Annotated in this window: 14 protein-coding genes; 11 read left to right on the forward strand and 3 right to left on the reverse strand. The window is 61.9% G+C overall.

Annotated features, from left to right (window positions below):
* Positions 1-404: 404 nt before the first annotated feature.
* From DK391_RS41410 to DK391_RS41420, 3 genes are all read left to right on the forward strand, one after another.
* A complete protein-coding gene (locus tag DK391_RS41410) occupies positions 405-1,370 on the forward strand; it encodes a substrate-binding domain-containing protein (protein WP_109483798.1) in 966 nt (321 codons plus the stop codon).
* A 74-nt stretch (positions 1,371-1,444) separates the two neighbouring features.
* Positions 1,445-2,494 carry a sugar phosphate isomerase/epimerase gene (locus DK391_RS41415; RefSeq protein ID WP_109483799.1) on the forward strand — a complete coding sequence of 350 codons (1,050 nt, stop codon included), beginning with the start codon at positions 1,445-1,447 and terminating at the stop codon, positions 2,492-2,494.
* Between the two features lie 53 nt (positions 2,495-2,547).
* Entirely contained in the window at positions 2,548-3,693 is a 1,146-nt protein-coding gene (locus tag DK391_RS41420; protein ID WP_109483800.1) for a Gfo/Idh/MocA family oxidoreductase, read from the forward strand.
* Positions 3,694-3,708: 15 nt separating this feature from the next.
* On the opposite strand, the gene DK391_RS41425 is transcribed toward DK391_RS41420, so the two are convergent.
* Positions 3,709-3,966 carry a hypothetical protein gene (locus DK391_RS41425; protein WP_109483801.1) on the reverse strand — a complete coding sequence of 86 codons (258 nt, stop codon included), beginning with the start codon at positions 3,964-3,966 and terminating at the stop codon, positions 3,709-3,711.
* 130 nt (positions 3,967-4,096) lie between these two features.
* Here DK391_RS41425 and DK391_RS41430 point away from each other — a divergent pair, with 130 nt between their 5' ends.
* A complete protein-coding gene (locus DK391_RS41430) occupies positions 4,097-5,485 on the forward strand; it encodes a hypothetical protein (protein WP_109483802.1) in 1,389 nt (462 codons plus the stop codon).
* A gap of 59 nt (positions 5,486-5,544) precedes the next feature.
* Here DK391_RS41430 and DK391_RS41435 read toward each other — a convergent pair whose 3' ends face one another.
* Both DK391_RS41435 and DK391_RS41440 read right to left on the reverse strand, forming a co-directional pair.
* Positions 5,545-6,717: an ABC transporter substrate-binding protein gene (locus DK391_RS41435; protein ID WP_109483803.1), complete on the reverse strand. Its 1,173-nt coding sequence runs from the start codon at positions 6,715-6,717 to the stop codon at positions 5,545-5,547.
* Between the two features lie 67 nt (positions 6,718-6,784).
* Positions 6,785-7,726 carry a CysB family HTH-type transcriptional regulator gene (locus tag DK391_RS41440; RefSeq protein ID WP_109483804.1) on the reverse strand — a complete coding sequence of 314 codons (942 nt, stop codon included), beginning with the start codon at positions 7,724-7,726 and terminating at the stop codon, positions 6,785-6,787.
* A 236-nt stretch (positions 7,727-7,962) separates the two neighbouring features.
* Here DK391_RS41440 and DK391_RS41445 point away from each other — a divergent pair, with 236 nt between their 5' ends.
* From DK391_RS41445 to bla, 7 genes are all read left to right on the forward strand, one after another.
* Entirely contained in the window at positions 7,963-9,642 is a 1,680-nt protein-coding gene (locus tag DK391_RS41445) for a nitrite/sulfite reductase (protein WP_109483805.1), read from the forward strand.
* Between the two features lie 19 nt (positions 9,643-9,661).
* Entirely contained in the window at positions 9,662-10,207 is a 546-nt protein-coding gene (locus tag DK391_RS41450; protein WP_109483806.1) for a DUF934 domain-containing protein, read from the forward strand.
* The gene (locus DK391_RS41455) at positions 10,204-10,947 is read left to right on the forward strand and encodes a phosphoadenylyl-sulfate reductase (protein ID WP_109483807.1); all 744 of its coding nucleotides are present in this window, start codon (positions 10,204-10,206) and stop codon (positions 10,945-10,947) included. Before DK391_RS41450 ends, DK391_RS41455 begins: the two co-directional genes overlap by 4 nt.
* A gap of 106 nt (positions 10,948-11,053) precedes the next feature.
* Entirely contained in the window at positions 11,054-12,016 is a 963-nt protein-coding gene (cysD, locus tag DK391_RS41460) for a sulfate adenylyltransferase subunit CysD (RefSeq protein ID WP_109483808.1), read from the forward strand.
* Between the two features lie 25 nt (positions 12,017-12,041).
* Positions 12,042-13,358 carry a GTP-binding protein gene (locus tag DK391_RS41465; protein ID WP_109483809.1) on the forward strand — a complete coding sequence of 439 codons (1,317 nt, stop codon included), beginning with the start codon at positions 12,042-12,044 and terminating at the stop codon, positions 13,356-13,358.
* Between the two features lie 29 nt (positions 13,359-13,387).
* Positions 13,388-14,158: a uroporphyrinogen-III C-methyltransferase gene (gene cobA / locus DK391_RS41470; protein WP_109483810.1), complete on the forward strand. Its 771-nt coding sequence runs from the start codon at positions 13,388-13,390 to the stop codon at positions 14,156-14,158.
* 165 nt (positions 14,159-14,323) lie between these two features.
* On the forward strand, positions 14,324-15,223 hold the full coding sequence (gene bla, locus DK391_RS41475; RefSeq protein ID WP_109483811.1) for a class A beta-lactamase: 900 nt from the start codon (positions 14,324-14,326) through the stop codon (positions 15,221-15,223).
* Positions 15,224-15,347 lie beyond the last annotated feature (124 nt).

The following is a 15,347-nucleotide window of genomic DNA, read 5'->3' on the forward strand; positions in this document are numbered from 1 at the left end:
ATAAGGCGCGACAGCCGACACACCGTTTGCCACCTGGGCGGCCTGGGACTAACTGGTAAGGCACGCTGAGACGCGGGTGCTTGAAGAGGGTGATGCGCTCTTAAAGAGCGCTGGCAGCGGGCATCAAGAGAATCGATGCCGTGTGAAGGATAGGACCGGCTGGGGGCCCGCAGGCAACTACAAGGATTGGCGGTGTTTAGCGGCTTTCTTTTGCCTACTTTTCTTTGCCGCGGCAAAGAAAAGTAGGTGCTGCCCCGCACAGGGGCGACGCATGAAGTGCGAAGGCAAATCGCGGATGCCACCGAAAAGCAAAGGCAAAAAGCGAAAAGCAAAGGCGAAAAGCAAAAAGCAAACAGCGAGTTCCAACGAGCAGTCCATCTTCGAAGAAAGCAAAGGAGACAACCATGAAGCAAATGATCCGAACGCTGACCGCGGGCATGCTGGCGCTCAGCATAGTAGCCGCAGCATCATCAACAGCAAATGCGCAGGAAAAAGTAACACTGGGCGTCGCCATCCCCACCGCCGATCACGGCTTCACAGGCGGCATCGTCTGGTGGGCAAACAAGGCAAAAACAGACTTGGAAAAAGCCCACCCCGATCTGAAGGTGATCGTCAAAACAGCCGCCAACGCGCCGGAACAGGCGAACCAGCTGCAAGACCTGGTCACCGTCAACAAGATCAACGCGCTAGTCATCTTCCCGTACGAATCCGCGTCGCTGACACAACCCGTCGCGCAGGTGAAGAAAAAAGGAGTCTATGTCACGGTGGTCGACCGTGGCCTGACAGACACCAGCGCGCAAGACGCGTACGTCGCCGGCGATAACACCGCTTTCGGCAAAATCCCCGCCGAGTACCTCGCAAAAGCACTCGACGGTAAAGGCGATATCGTCGCACTGCGCGGCATTCCCACCACGCTCGACAACGAGCGCTGGACCGCTTTCACGGGCGTGCTGAAAAACTATCCGAACATCAAGATCCTCGACGCGAAATACGCCAACTGGAATCGCGATGACGCCTTCAAGGTCATGCAGGATTACCTCACGCGCTTCAAGCACATCGACGCCGTCTGGGCCGCCGACGACGACATGGCCGTCGGTGTCATCAAGGCCATCGATCAGGCCAAGCGCAGCGACATCAAGATCGTGTTCGGCGGCGCCGGCTCGAAAGGCATGGTCAAGAACGTGATGGACGGCGCGCCGCTCATTCAGGCCGATGTGTCGTACTCGCCGAAATTCATCTACGACGCCATCAAGCTGACAGCAGAAGCGCGCCTCAAAGGCGAGAAGCTCCCGGCCACCACCATCATCCCGTCCGTGCTGATCACGAAGGAAAACGCCAAAGACTTCTACTTCCCGGACTCGCCGTTCTGATCTGACCGCGCGCGTTGCGCTTCGCGGCAGTCGCGCTGAAGCGCAGCGCCTTCTCCATCGCAAGGAGCAGCACGATGAAAACGATCAAAGGCCCGGCGATCTTTCTCGCGCAGTTCATGGGCGACAGTGCGCCGTTCGATAACCTCGCGCATCTCGCACAATGGGCCGCGAGTCTCGGCTACAAGGGCATTCAGGTGCCCACCGATCCGCGTCTCGTCGATCTGGAAAAGGCCGCCGCCAGCCAGACGTATTGCGATGAACTGCTTGGTGTGGTCAGCGATGCCGGCGTCGCCATCACCGAACTGTCGACCCATCTGCAAGGACAACTCGTCGCCGTGCATCCCGCCTATGACGCACTGTTCGACGGCTTCGCCGCGCCGCACGTGCGCGGCAATCCGGCGGCGCGCACCGAATGGGCCGTGCAGCAGTTGAAGTGGGCGGCGAAGGCGTCGCAGCGTCTCGGACTCACCGCGCATGCGTCGTTTTCCGGTGCGCTCGCGTGGCCGTATCTGTACCCGTGGCCGCAGCGGCCCGCCGGTCTCGTCGAAGCGGCGTTCGAAGAACTCGCGCGCCGCTGGACGCCCATACTCGATGCGTTCGATGAAGCAGGCGTAGATGTCTGCTATGAACTGCATCCGGGCGAAGACCTGCATGACGGCGTGACCTTCGAGCGGTTTCTCGCAGCCGTGAACAACCACCGGCGCGCCAACATCCTGTTCGATCCGAGTCACTTCCTGTTGCAGCAACTCGACTACCTCGCGTTCATCGACATCTATCACGAGCGCATCAAGATCTTTCACGTGAAGGATGCGGAGTTTCGTCCTGACGGGCGGCAAGGCGTGTACGGCGGCTATAGCGGCTGGGTCGAGCGGGCCGGGCGCTTCCGTTCACTCGGCGACGGGCAGATCGATTTCGGCGCGATCTTCTCGAAGATGGCGCAATACGATTTCCCCGGCTGGGCCGTGCTCGAATGGGAATGCGCGTTGAAGCATCCCGAGGACGGCGCGCGCGAAGGCGCCGAGTTCATCCGGCGGCACATTATCCGCGTGGGCGAACGGGCCTTCGACGACTTCGCGGGCAGTGGCGCAGATACGGCGCAACTGAAGCGCCTGCTGGGCATTTGAGCGGGCCTTCGAGCAGGGCGCAAGAAGCGGACGCAAGACAGGAGCGCATCACGATGACACGAAGACTCAAGCTGGGCATGGTCGGCGGCGGGCAGGGCGCGTTCATCGGCGCGGTGCACCGGATCGCGGCGCGTATCGACGATCGTTTCGAACTGGTGGCGGCTGCGTTATCGTCCGATCCGCAGCGCGCGCGGGCCAGTGCCGACGAACTCGGCATCGCGCGCGGCTATGCGAGCTGGGACGAGATGGCACGCGCCGAAGCGGCCCGCGACGACGGCATCGACGCCGTGTCGATCGTCACGCCGAATCATCTGCATGCGCCCGTCGCGACGGCGTTTTTGCATGCCGGCATCCACGTGATCTGCGACAAGCCACTCGCGATGTCGCTCGAAGAAGGCGAGGCGCTCGCGAAGCTCGCACGCGAGAAAAACCGGTTGTTCGCGCTGACGCACACCTATTCGGGCTATCCGATGGTGCGCCATGCACGCGAACTGGTCGAGAGCGGGGCGCTCGGCGACGTGCGGGTCGTGCAGGTCGAATACGCGCAGGACTGGCTGGCGACGCCCGTCGAACTCACGGGCGAGAACCGCCAGGCGGCGTGGCGCACCGATCCGAAGCAGGCAGGCCGCGCGGGATGTCTCGGCGATATCGGCACGCACGCCTATCACCTCGCTGCGTTCGCGACAGGCATGCTGCCCGTCGAAATCGCCGCTGAACTGCATACCTTCGTCGCAGGCCGTCAGGTCGACGACCACATCCAGGCGATGCTGCGCTACGCGAACGGCGCACGCGGCGTGCTGTGGGCGAGCCAGGTGGCGAGCGGCGCGGAAAACGCGCTGCGTCTGCGCGTCTATGGAACGAAGGCGGGTATCGCGTTCGATCAGGAGAACCCGAACGAACTGCTGTTCACGCCGCTCGGCGGCGCGACGCAACGGCTGACGCGCGCGCGTGTCGACAGCGACATCGCGCGACACGCGACGCGTGTGCCGGCAGGGCATCCCGAGGGTTATCTGGAAGCGTTCGCGCAACTCTACAAGGACGCCGCGCTGCAGATCGAAGCGATCGATGCCGGCTCGCCGTTGCCGCCCGAAAGCCGTCTGCTGACGACCGTCGATGACGGCGTCGCGGGTCTGCGCTTTATCGATGCAGTCTTCGACAGCGATGCGACGCTGGCGTGGTCGCGTGTGGGGAACGGCTGACACGCGGCATCGCGTTCAGCTTTTGCTGCGCTTGATCTGCTCTTCGAATGCCAGGTCGAGCTTGCTCGCCTTGCGCGGCTTTTTCGGGCCGTAGTCATCGACGAACTTGACGAACTCGTCGAGCGGCAGCGGATCCGACACTTTCTGGTCGGTGCCGCTCGATTTGTCGACGAGATAGAACAGTCCGCCCGACAGGCTGATGGCCGCAAAGCGCGCATTGCCGCTGCGGGTTTTCAGCCGTTCGACGGCGTGGATGGCTCGGGTCGTGCGCATGAATGGATGCTGCTCTATAAGGCTTGAGTTTTTGAGATTGCTGCACGATTCTACGACGTATACTCGCGCGCCGGTCGGACATCGCGCCGACCTTCGTCCATTCGCGTAGAACATCGAAACAATCGCCGCCATGTCTTCAGTCCAGGAAGCAATCGACGCGCTCGCCCACGCACCAGGCGATATCGACAAGCTGCGCGCCGTCTGCGTCGCATTGATCGAAGACAAGCGCGACGACGAACTGCTCGCTTACACCAGCCGCGCGCTCGCAATCGAGCCACGCGATCTCCATTTCGTCAGCTGGCACGCGCACGCGCTGACGCTGCTCGGACGGCATTTCGATGCGGTCGCGACGTGGCGCCATCATGCCGCGCTGCCGTGGAAGCCGGCATTCTATGGCATGAGCCTCGGGCAGAGCCTGGTGATGTCGGGCGATGTCGAGCGCGGCATCCCGATGCTGGGCGAAGCGTGGCGCAGCGCTGCTGCTGAAGGCGAGTGGTTTGCTCCCAAGGCAAAGCACTTTTATGGCGAGGCCTTGCTGCGCACCGGCCGTCCCGCGGGCTTCGAACCCTGGCTCGCGCGCAACGACAGCGACAGCGGCAACTATCAGCCCGCCAGTATTCCCGTGTGGTCGGGCGAGCGGGATTTGCGCGGCAAGCGCGTGCTGATCACGCATCAGATGGGTTTCGGCGATCAGTTCCTGTTCTTCGCCAACGTCGCACAATGGCGCGATGCCGGCGCGCAGATGATGATCACTTGCGATGCGCAGTTGCAACCGCTGTTGCAGGCATCGCTGCCGGATTGCCGCGTGGTGAGCGCGGCGCGGCCGTTGCACCAACACGAGGACTTGCCGGAAGAACTGGCTGTTCAGGTGCGCGAGTTTGCGCCGCATCTGTATGCGACGCTGCTGCATTTGCCGTTGCTCGCCGCGCGGCAGTCGCCGTTGCCGTCGCCGTTTTTTCCGGCTTATCTGCGTGCGCCCGACGCCGAACGCGAAGCGGCCATCGCATGGGCGCGCGAACTGCGCGCGTCGCAAGCAGGCAAATCGCTGATCGGCATTTTCTGGGACTGCAACCAGCGGCACGCGCATGAAGTCGGCGCGTCGATGCGCTGCTCGGCGATCCGGCGCAGTCTGCCGCTGACGGAAGTCGATCATCTCGTGATGCATCCATCCGTGGCGGCAAAGCGGCATTTCGTCAGCCTGCATCATCCTGCCGTGCAGAGTTTTGCGGGCATGCCTTCGGGGAACATGAGCGTCTTCGAGCCGGGAATCCGATCGTTCTCGGAAACGGCAGCGTGTATCGAACAACTGGATGCTGTAGTCGCCGTCGATTCGGGTGTGGCGAACCTGAGCGCGATGCTCGGCAAGCTGACCATCGTGCCGCTGAACCTGGCGAGCGAATGGCGCTGGGGCGTGGAAGGGGAGACGTCGCCGTGGATGACGAATCTCAAGCCGCTGCGTCAGACGTTGATGGGCGACTGGCGCAGCGTGATCGATGAGGCGATCGAGGTGTTGTCGTAAGGCATTGCATCGCGGTTACGTGGCGAGGCGCGCCCCGTAACCGCGATGTCGGGTCACTCTCACTGACTCAGATAAGTAAACTTCCCATCCTTGATAATTCCCATCACGCTCGCCCGCTGATCCAGACCGACGTGATCCTTCGCGCTGGTACTCACGACGCCGTTCGGCACCACCAGTTCATGCGCGTGTTCCAGTTCCGTGCGCAACGCCGCGCGAAACTCGGGCGTGCCCGGCTGTGCCGTCTTCAACGCGCGCGCGACAGCATCCTGCAAGCGCGGATACACACCCGCTGCATCGCCTGCAAACTGCGTGACCGTGTTCGGACCATACTGCGCTTCATACGCATTCACGAAAGCCAGCGCCGCTTTCTTCGCGGGATGATCGGCAGGCAGCGTGCGCGCGACGACGACGGGCTGCGTCGGAAACAGCGTGCCTTCGACATCCTTGCCGCCAAGCTTGATGAACTCCGGCGTCGCGATGCCGTGCGTCTGGTAGATCGCGCCCTTGTAGCCGCGTTCGACCAGCGTGCGCTGCGGCAGCACGGTCGGCGTGCCTGCACCCGCGATCAGCACCGCATCCGGCTTCGCGGCGATCAGCTTCAACACCTGACCCGTGACGCTCGCGTCGGTGCGGTTAAAGCGCTCGGTCGCAACCACCTGAATGTGACGCAGCGCGGCGAACTTCGTGAACTCATTGAGCCAGCTATCGCCGTAGCTGTCCGCGAAGCCGATGAAGCCGACCGTCTTGATGTTGTGATTCGACATGTAGCGCGTCATCACATCGGCCATCGCGCTGTCGGTCTGTGCCATCTTGAAGGCCCAGATCTTCTTGCCTTCCTGCGGCTCGACCACGCTTGCGGACCCGATCAGCGTGATCATCGGCGTCTGGCTTTCGGCGACGGGATCGAGCGCGGCCATCGCGGCGGGCGTGATGTTCGGGCCGACGATCACATCGACGTGGTCTTCATTGATCAGCTTGCGGATGTTCTTCACCGCGTTGCCCGGATCGGAGCCGTCGTCGAGGATGATGTATTGCGCGTTTTGCCCGGCAATCGTCTTCGGCCACATCAGCATTGCGTTCTTGCTGGTGATACCGATCGCGGCGGCGGGGCCCGTGCTCGACAGATCGATGCCGACCTTGATGTCCGCGTGCGCGGCGGCGGCGAAGCAAAGCGCGCCGAGTGCGGCGACGCGCGTCAGGACGTGTTTGAACTTGTTCTTGTGCGACGACATGCGAAAGATCTCCTGGCAGATAGCGTGGCCGTTGTTATAGCTGATCCGTTATAGCGGTTCAAAAACCTCAAAGCTCGTATGTTTCGTTTTCGCCCTTGAGCGCCTGCTCGATCAGCTTGCGATTCATATTCGGCGACAGCAGTTCGACGAGCGTATACACATAGCTGCGCAGATACGCGCCCTGTTTCAGCGCGACGCGCGTCACGTTGCTGCCGAACAGATGCCCGACGGGCATCGCGCGCAGATGACGGTCGCGCTCGGCATTGAACGCGATATCGGCCATGATGCCGACGCCCAGCCCCAGTTCCACATAAGTCTTGATCACATCGGCGTCGATCGCTTCGAGCACGATGTCGGGATGCAGCCCGCGCAGGCGGAACGCCTCGTTGATCTTGGTGCGGCCGGCGAACGCGTTGTCGTACGTAATCAGCGGATATTGGGTCAGATCATCCAGCGACAGCAGCTTGCGCTCCAGCAGCGGGTGGTCGGCGGGCATCACGGCGACGTGGTGCCAGGTGAAGCAGGGCAGCGACACCAGTTCCTTATAGGTGGAGAGCGCTTCCGTCGCGATGGCCACGTCGGCCTGATCGTGCAGCACCAGTTCGGCGACCTGCGTCGGGCTGCCTTGCAATATAGAAAGGTGAACCTTGGGAAAGCGCTTCTTGAACTCGGCGATGGCGGCGGGCAGCGAGTAGCGCGCCTGCGTGTGGGTCGCGGCAATCACGAGATTGCCCTGATCCTGCGCCGCGTAATCTTTACCGACTCGTTTGAGGCTTTCCACTTCCTGCAGGATCCGCTCGACGGATGCCAGAATGATCCGCCCCGGCTCGGTCAGCGAGCGCACGCGTTTGCCGTGCCGTGTGAAGATTTCGACGCCGAGTTCATCCTCCAGCTCGATGATCGCCTTCGAGACGCCTGGCTGGCTTGTATACAGTGCCTTGGCGGCTTCCGTCAGGTTGAAGTTCTGCCGGACAGCCTCGCGCACGAAGCGGAACTGATGCAGGTTCATATATAACCTCGCCGCATATCAAAAGAATTTTTTAGTCGTTTGAAATATAAGGCGAGTTTATTACGATTTGTCCAGTTTTTTCAATATGGATATCTGTTTTTGTCATTAGCAAATGAGCGATGCGTCTAAACGGTTGGTCGCCGTCTCGCTCAAAGCGTACTGATGAAGACGAATCCGAAGCGCGGCGTAACCGGAACGCCGTGTCGTGTGAGACGAACAAACCCTGGGGTCCCCGAATGTACCAATACGATCAGTACGACCAGACCATCGTCGACGAACGCGTCGCGCAGTATGCCGACCAGGTTCGCCGCCGCCTGTCGGGCGAATTGAGCGAAGAAGAGTTCCGTCCGCTGCGCCTGCAAAACGGCCTGTACATGCAGCGCCACGCGTACATGCACCGCATCGCGATTCCGTACGGCAACCTGCGCAGCGACCAGTTGCGTATGCTCGCGACCATCGCGCGCGAGCATGACCGCGGCTACGGCCATTTCTCGACGCGCTCGAACATCCAGTACAACTGGATCAAGCTCGAAGAAACGCCGGAAATCCTCCGCAAGCTCGCGTCCGTCCAGATGCACGGCATCCAGACGTCGGGCAACTGTATCCGCAACATCACGGCCGATCAGTTCGCGGGCGTCGCGCCCGACGAAATCGTCGATCCGCGTCCGTGGGCGGAAATCATGCGCCAATGGTCGACGTTCCACCCGGAGTTCGCGTGGCTGCCGCGCAAGTTCAAGATCGCCGTGTCGGGCACCAGGGAAGACCGTGCCGCCGTGCAGATCCACGATCTCGGCGTCTATCTGAAGAAGAACGCTGAGGGCGAAGTGGTCGCCAGCATTCTCGCGGGTGGCGGTCTCGGCCGCACGCCGATCATCGGCGCGATCATTAAAGAAGATCTGCCCTGGCAGCATCTGCTGACGTACTGCGAAGCCGTGCTGCGCGTGTACAACCGCTATGGCCGCCGCGACAACCTGTACAAGGCGCGTATCAAGATTCTCGTGAAGGCGCTGTCGCCCGCGAAGTTCGCGCAACAGGTCGAAGAGGAATGGCAACACCTGAAGGACGGCCCGTCGACGCTGACGGAGACGGAAGTCGCGCGCGTGTCGCAGTACTTCCAGCCGCCTGTGTATGAAAAGCTGCCGGACACGGACGCATCGTTCGAAAAGCATCTGCTCGAAAGCAAGCCGTTCGCGCGTTGGGTCGAGCGCAATGTGCGCCCGCATCGCGTGTCGGGTTACTCGTCGGTGACGATTTCGCTGAAGCCGCGCGACATCGCGCCGGGCGATGCAACGGATGCGCAAATGGCAGCCGTCGCCGACTGGGCCGATGAATACTCGCTCGGCGAAATCCGCGTGTCGCACGAACAGAACCTGATCCTCGCCAACGTGAAGAAGCGCGATCTGTACGCGCTGTGGGAAAAGGCCAAGGCACAAGGTTTCGCGACGCCGAACATCGGCTTGCTGACCGACATCATCGCGTGCCCGGGCGGCGATTTCTGCTCGCTGGCGAATGCGAAGTCGATTCCGATTGCGCAAGCCATTCAGGAACGTTTCGACAACGCTGACTTCGTGTACGACCTCGGTGACGTGTCGCTGAACATCTCGGGCTGCATGAACTCGTGCGGTCACCACCACGTCGGCAACATCGGCGTGCTGGGTGTCGATAAGGACGGCTCCGAGTGGTACCAGGTGTCGCTCGGCGGCGAGCAGGGCACGGGTCATGACGGCGCGAAGCTCGGCCGTGTGATCGGCCCGTCGTTCTCGGCGGAAGAAATGCCGGACGTGGTGTCGAAGGTGATCGATACGTTCGTCGAGAATCGCATCGACGGCGAACGCTTCATCGACACGTACAACCGCATCGGCCTCGCGCCGTTCAAGGAACGCGTGTACGCATCGCGTCAACCGGCTCACGCGTAACGGGAACAAGGATTAGCAGATGGCATCGATTATCAAGGACCGCGCAATCGTCGAAGACGACTTCACGGTAATCCGCGCAGCCGAAGACGGCACGCTGCCCGCAGTTGCCGAGTTGCCCGCAGGCAAGATCATTGTTCCGTTCGCGTTGTGGCAAGCCGAACGTGATGCGCTGACGGCATCGCGCAGCACGCAGGAACTCGGCGTGTGGCTCGCGCCGGACAGCGAACCCGCTGACATCGTCGCGGACTTCGACAAGGTCGCGCTGATCGCAGTGGATTTCCCCGTGTTCCGCGATGGCCGCGGCTACAGCACCGCGCGTCTGCTGCGCGAGCGCTATGGCTACAAGGGCGAGATTCGCGCAATCGGCGACGTGCTGCGCGATCAGCTGCGTTTCTATGAACGCTGCGGTTTCAATGCGTATGCGCTGCGCGCTGACAAGGATTTCAACGACGCGCTCAACGCGTTCACCGAATTCACTGTGCAATATCAAGGTGCATTCGACGATCCTTCGCCACTCTTCCGCCATCGTGAAGCGGCTGCAGCCGCACACAAGGCGTCGGTATGACAAGCGCAACGGAAGTCACGCCTGAGCTTCAGGCGAAGATCGAACGTCTCGATGCGTTGCTCGATTCGATCGGGCAGCGTCACGAGAAGGTCAAGTTCGCGAGCAGCCTCGCTGCCGAAGACATGCTGCTGACGCACGCGATTCTGTCGCGCGGCGTCAAGATTGGTATTTTTTCGTTGAACACGGGTCGCCTGCACGCGGAGACGCTCGGTATGCTTGACCGCGTGCAGGAGCGCTACGGCTACGCGATCGAGCAGTTCCACCCGCAGACTGACGCTGTCGATGAATACATCAAGCAGCATGGCCTGAACGCGTTCTACGAAAGCATCGACTTGCGCAAGCGTTGCTGCGAAATCCGCAAGGTCGAGCCGCTGAACCGCGCGCTGTCGGACGTGAGCGCATGGGTCACGGGTCAGCGTCGCGAACAGTCGGTGACGCGCGCGGAACTGCATGAAGAAGAGCAGGATCACGCACGCAACATCGCCAAGTACAACCCGCTCGCGGACTGGACGGAAGCCGATGTATGGGCGTACCTGAAGGCGTTCGACGTGCCCGTGAATCCGCTGCATGCGCGCGGCTATCCGAGCATCGGTTGCGAGCCTTGCACGCGTGCCGTGCGTCCCGGTGAAGACAGCCGGGCAGGGCGCTGGTGGTGGGAATCCCGCGATACGAAGGAATGCGGGCTGCACATCACGACGATCCCCGTCACTGTCATTACCGAGAACGCTTCCGCCCATTAACGGCGACGCAAGCGAACGCAGAAGCAGATTTCGATTGAATCTTCTCGTGTCGCACACATCTGGTGAGAACCCGATCATGCGACACGAACCAACGAAGGACCTGAACATGAGCACGACGCTCGATTCCACTGTCAACGCACCGCTGAACGTCACGGCGAACCGCATGGACCACCTCGACTGGCTCGAAGCCGAGTCGATCCACATCCTGCGCGAACTGGTTGCCGAGTGCAGCAAGCCCGCTCTGCTGTTCTCGGGCGGCAAGGATTCCGTCGTCGTGCTGGCGCTCGCGCTGAAGGCATTCGGCCTCGGTGCGAACCGCAAGACGCAGCTGCCGTTCCCGCTCGTGCATATCGACACGGGTCACAACTACGATGAAGTGATCGACTTCCGCGATCGTCGTGCGAAAGAGATCGGCGCTGAACTCGTGGTCGGTCATGTCGAAGATTCGATCAAGAAGGGCACCGTGCGTCTGCGTCGCGAAACGGATTCGCGCAATGCCGCACAAGCCGTGACGCTGCTCGAAACCATCGAACAATACGGCTACACGGCGATGATTGGCGGCGCGCGCCGCGACGAAGAAAAGGCGCGTGCGAAAGAGCGCATCTTCTCGTTCCGCGACGAGTTCGGTCAGTGGGATCCGAAGGCACAGCGCCCGGAACTGTGGAGCCTGTATAACGCGCGTCTGCATCAAGGCGAGCATCTGCGTGTTTTCCCGATTTCGAACTGGACGGAACTCGACGTGTGGCAATACATCGCCCGCGAGAACCTCGAACTGCCGTCCATCTATTACGCGCACAAGCGCGAGATCGTGCGCCGTAATGGCCTGCTCGTGCCCGTGACGCCGCTCACGCCGATCCGCGATGGCGAGTCGAGCGAAGAAGCGCTGGTGCGCTTCCGTACGGTCGGCGATATCAGCTGCACGTGCCCCGTCGAAAGCGATGCGGACGATGTGGAAAAGATCATCGCTGAAACGGCCGTGACGGAAATCACGGAACGCGGCGCGACGCGCATGGACGACCAGACGTCGGAAGCGGCGATGGAACAGCGCAAGAAGCAAGGTTATTTCTAAAGAGCACGCAGAGGAAAGAATCACTATGAGCACCACGCATCAACCTGAAGACCTCGGCGTGCTTCGTTTCATCACGGCAGGCAGCGTCGACGACGGCAAGAGCACGCTGATCGGCCGTTTGCTGTACGACAGCAAGGCTGTGTTGTCGGATCAGCTGTCGGCACTGTCGCGCGCGAAGAACAAGCGCACGGTCGGCGACGAAATCGATCTGTCGCTGCTGACGGACGGCCTCGAAGCCGAACGCGAGCAAGGCATCACGATCGACGTCGCGTACCGCTACTTCGCGACTGCCAAGCGCAAGTTCATCATCGCCGATACGCCGGGCCACGAACAGTACACGCGCAACATGGTGACGGGCGCATCGACGGCGCATGCTGCCATCATTCTCGTCGACGCCACGCGCGTCACGTTCGAAGATGGCGTCGCGCAACTGCTGCCGCAAACCAAGCGCCACAGCGCGATCGTCAAGCTGCTCGGCTTGCAGCATGTGATCGTCGCGATCAACAAAATGGACCTCGTCGAGTACAGCGAGGCGCGCTTCAACGAGATTCGCGATGCGTATGTCACGCTGGCTCGCCAGCTTGGCCTGAGCGACGTGCGTTTCGTGCCGGTGTCGGCATTGAAGGGCGACAACATCGTCACGGCCAGCGAGCGCATGGCGTGGTACGCGGGCGAACCGCTGCTCGACGTGCTCGAAGCACTGCCCGTCGATACGGCATCGCACGAAGCGCTGCGTTTCCCGGTGCAGTGGGTCGCACGTCAGGACGGCAGCCAGGCCGACGATTTCCGCGGCTACATGGGCCGCGTCGAATCGGGCGAAGTGAAGCTCGGCGATTCGATCACGGTCCTGCCGGCGAACCGTCAGGCGACCGTTGCTGAAATCATCGCACCCGTGCCTGGCGGCACGGCACAAGTGGACCGTGCTTTCGCGGGTCAGACGGTGACGATCCGTCTCGCGGAAGACGTGGATGTATCGCGCGGCGATACGTTCGTGCACGCCGCGACCGCCGTTCAACCGGCGAAAAAGCTCGAAGCGGATCTGTGCTGGTTCGACGAAACGCCGTTGTCGACGGCTCGCAAGTATCTGCTCAAGCAGACCACCAACACGGTGTTCGCGCGTGTCGGCGGCATCCAGCAGGTGCTCGACGTGCATACGCTGTCGCACGCAACGGACCGTCACGAACTGGCGATGAACGATATCGGCCGCGTGTCGCTGACGCTGCAAAAGCCGATCGTCGCCGACGAGTACGACGCGCATCCGGGCACGGGCGCATTCGTGCTGATCGACGAAGCGACGCATCACACGGTCGCGGCGGGCATGATCCGTTCGGTTGCCGCCTGACGTTTCGACGCGGACGGAGCGAGAAGCACATGGGTAAGGTGTATCTGATCGGCGCCGGGCCGGGCGCAGCGGACCTGATCACGGTTCGCGGCGCGCGGCTGCTCGGTCTCGCCGATGTCGTGCTGCACGACGCGCTGGTGGAACCAGCGATGCTCGACTATGCGCCGCAAGCGCGCAAGATCGCGGTCGGCAAGCGCTGCGGACAGCGTTCGACGGCGCAGCACTTCATCAACAAGCAGATCGTCGATGCGGCGCGCGAGCATGAAGTCGTCGTGCGCCTGAAGGGCGGCGATCCGATGCTGTTCGGTCGCGCCGATGAAGAGATGCGTGCGCTCGAAGCGGCTGGCATCGAATATGAAGTCGTGCCGGGTATCACGGCGGCATTGGCGAGCGCGGCGTCGCTGCGGCGTTCGCTGACGCTGCGTGGCGTGTCGCGCAGCGTGGCGCTCGCGACGCATAGCCGCGCGCCCGATTCCGCCGAGATTCGCGAGCAGGTGAACGCGGACTCGCTGGTGTTCTACATGGGCCGCGACAGCGCGCCCGAGATCGCGCAGCAACTGATCGACGCGGGCCGCGCGGGTTCTACGCCTGTGGCGATCGTGGAAGCATGCTCGACGCCGCGTGAGCGCATGTTGACGCTGACGCTCGACGGTCTCGCAGCGGGTGATGCGCAGTTGTGGCTCGACGCATCGCAGCCTTCGCTGTTGATGATCGGTGATGCGTTTGCCGAGCGCGCCGCGAGCGGGCAACCTGAAGCCGCCGTTGATCACGATGGGGACGCGGTATTGCGGGTCGCCTGAGGCTTTTTCTGTTGTTTCCCTGACCGGCCGCATTCGCGCGAGTGAATGTGGCCGGTCTGCTTTTCAGGCGACAGAAGCATCGAGCAACATGAAGTGACAACTTGCTACAGCAAAGCTGGCTCGCAGACGTTACGATCGACTTTCAAGTCTTTTTGCGGGCCGTTCATGTCACATTTTGCTTTGCGTCGAAGTCTGCTGTTGGCGCTGCTGGCGAGCCCTCTCGCCGGCGTGCGCGCGCAGCCCGCTTCATCGGTATCGATCAATCTCGCCGCGCAGGAGCGGTTTCAGAAGCTCGAACAGCGGAGTGAGGGACGTCTCGGCGTTGCAGCGCTCAATACGGCTGACGGGTCGTATGTGGGCTACCGCGAATCCGAGCGCTTTCCGATGTGCAGTACGTTCAAGCTCGTGGCGACGGCATGGGTGCTCAAGCGCAGCATGGCCGAACGTGGTTTGCTGGACGAGCGGGTGCGCTTCGGTGAAGCCGATCTCGTCGCCAACTCGCCCATTACGCGGCGCCATGTACGCGAGGGCATGTCGATAGGTGAGCTATGCGCTGCGGCGCTTCAGTACAGCGACAACACGGCTGCGAATCTGTTGCTGACGGCGTTGGGTGGGTCTGAAGTGCTGAACGAGTTTGCGCGTGGCATCGGCGACGAGTGGTTCAATCTCGTGCGCGTCGAGACCGAGGTCAATGCGTCCGTGCCGGGCGATATGCGCGACACCACGAGTCCGCGCGCGATGATGCTGGATGTGCAGAAGTTCCTGCTGTCGGATGAGGTGCTTGGCTTGCAGCAGCGGGAGCAGTTGAAGACGTGGATGTTGGGGAATACGACGGGTGCTGCGCGGATTCGTGCGGCCGTGCCCGTGTCTTCCGGCTGGCGTGTGGCCGATAAGACGGGGAGTGGCGACTACGGGACGGCTAACGATGTGGCTGTTGTTTATCCGCCTGCGGCGGAGCCTTTGGTTCTTGCTGTTTACTTCACTGGCGTGACGCCTAGGGAGACGCTGCCGCGGGATGAGATTGTTGTGGAGGCTGCTAGGGTTGTGTTTGATGTGATGGGGTGAGGGTGGTTGTCTGCGGCGCTGGTTGGTTTTTTGTGTTTTCGCTGGCGTCCGCGATTTGGTATTGGTACCTCACGCGTCGCCCCTGTGCGGGGCAGCACCTACTTTTCTTTGCCGCGGCAAAGAA

Origin of the sequence: Paraburkholderia sp. C35 (genome assembly GCF_003121405.1) — a bacterium.
Taxonomy (GTDB): domain Bacteria; phylum Pseudomonadota; class Gammaproteobacteria; order Burkholderiales; family Burkholderiaceae; genus Paraburkholderia.

Excerpts from the sequence above, each read along its gene's own strand:
- DK391_RS41410 (WP_109483798.1), top strand. The coding sequence starts at position 405 with ATGAAGCAAATGATCCGAACGCTGACCGCGGGCATGCTGGCGCTCAGC.
- DK391_RS41415 (WP_109483799.1), top strand. The coding sequence starts at position 1,445 with ATGAAAACGATCAAAGGCCCGGCGATCTTTCTCGCGCAGTTCATGGGC.
- DK391_RS41420 (WP_109483800.1), top strand. The coding sequence starts at position 2,548 with ATGACACGAAGACTCAAGCTGGGCATGGTCGGCGGCGGGCAGGGCGCG.
- DK391_RS41425 (WP_109483801.1), bottom strand. The coding sequence starts at position 3,966 with ATGCGCACGACCCGAGCCATCCACGCCGTCGAACGGCTGAAAACCCGC.
- DK391_RS41430 (WP_109483802.1), top strand. The coding sequence starts at position 4,097 with ATGTCTTCAGTCCAGGAAGCAATCGACGCGCTCGCCCACGCACCAGGC.
- DK391_RS41435 (WP_109483803.1), bottom strand. The coding sequence starts at position 6,717 with ATGTCGTCGCACAAGAACAAGTTCAAACACGTCCTGACGCGCGTCGCC.
- DK391_RS41440 (WP_109483804.1), bottom strand. The coding sequence starts at position 7,726 with ATGAACCTGCATCAGTTCCGCTTCGTGCGCGAGGCTGTCCGGCAGAAC.
- DK391_RS41445 (WP_109483805.1), top strand. The coding sequence starts at position 7,963 with ATGTACCAATACGATCAGTACGACCAGACCATCGTCGACGAACGCGTC.
- DK391_RS41450 (WP_109483806.1), top strand. The coding sequence starts at position 9,662 with ATGGCATCGATTATCAAGGACCGCGCAATCGTCGAAGACGACTTCACG.
- DK391_RS41455 (WP_109483807.1), top strand. The coding sequence starts at position 10,204 with ATGACAAGCGCAACGGAAGTCACGCCTGAGCTTCAGGCGAAGATCGAA.
- cysD (WP_109483808.1), top strand. The coding sequence starts at position 11,054 with ATGAGCACGACGCTCGATTCCACTGTCAACGCACCGCTGAACGTCACG.
- DK391_RS41465 (WP_109483809.1), top strand. The coding sequence starts at position 12,042 with ATGAGCACCACGCATCAACCTGAAGACCTCGGCGTGCTTCGTTTCATC.
- cobA (WP_109483810.1), top strand. The coding sequence starts at position 13,388 with ATGGGTAAGGTGTATCTGATCGGCGCCGGGCCGGGCGCAGCGGACCTG.
- bla (WP_109483811.1), top strand. The coding sequence starts at position 14,324 with ATGTCACATTTTGCTTTGCGTCGAAGTCTGCTGTTGGCGCTGCTGGCG.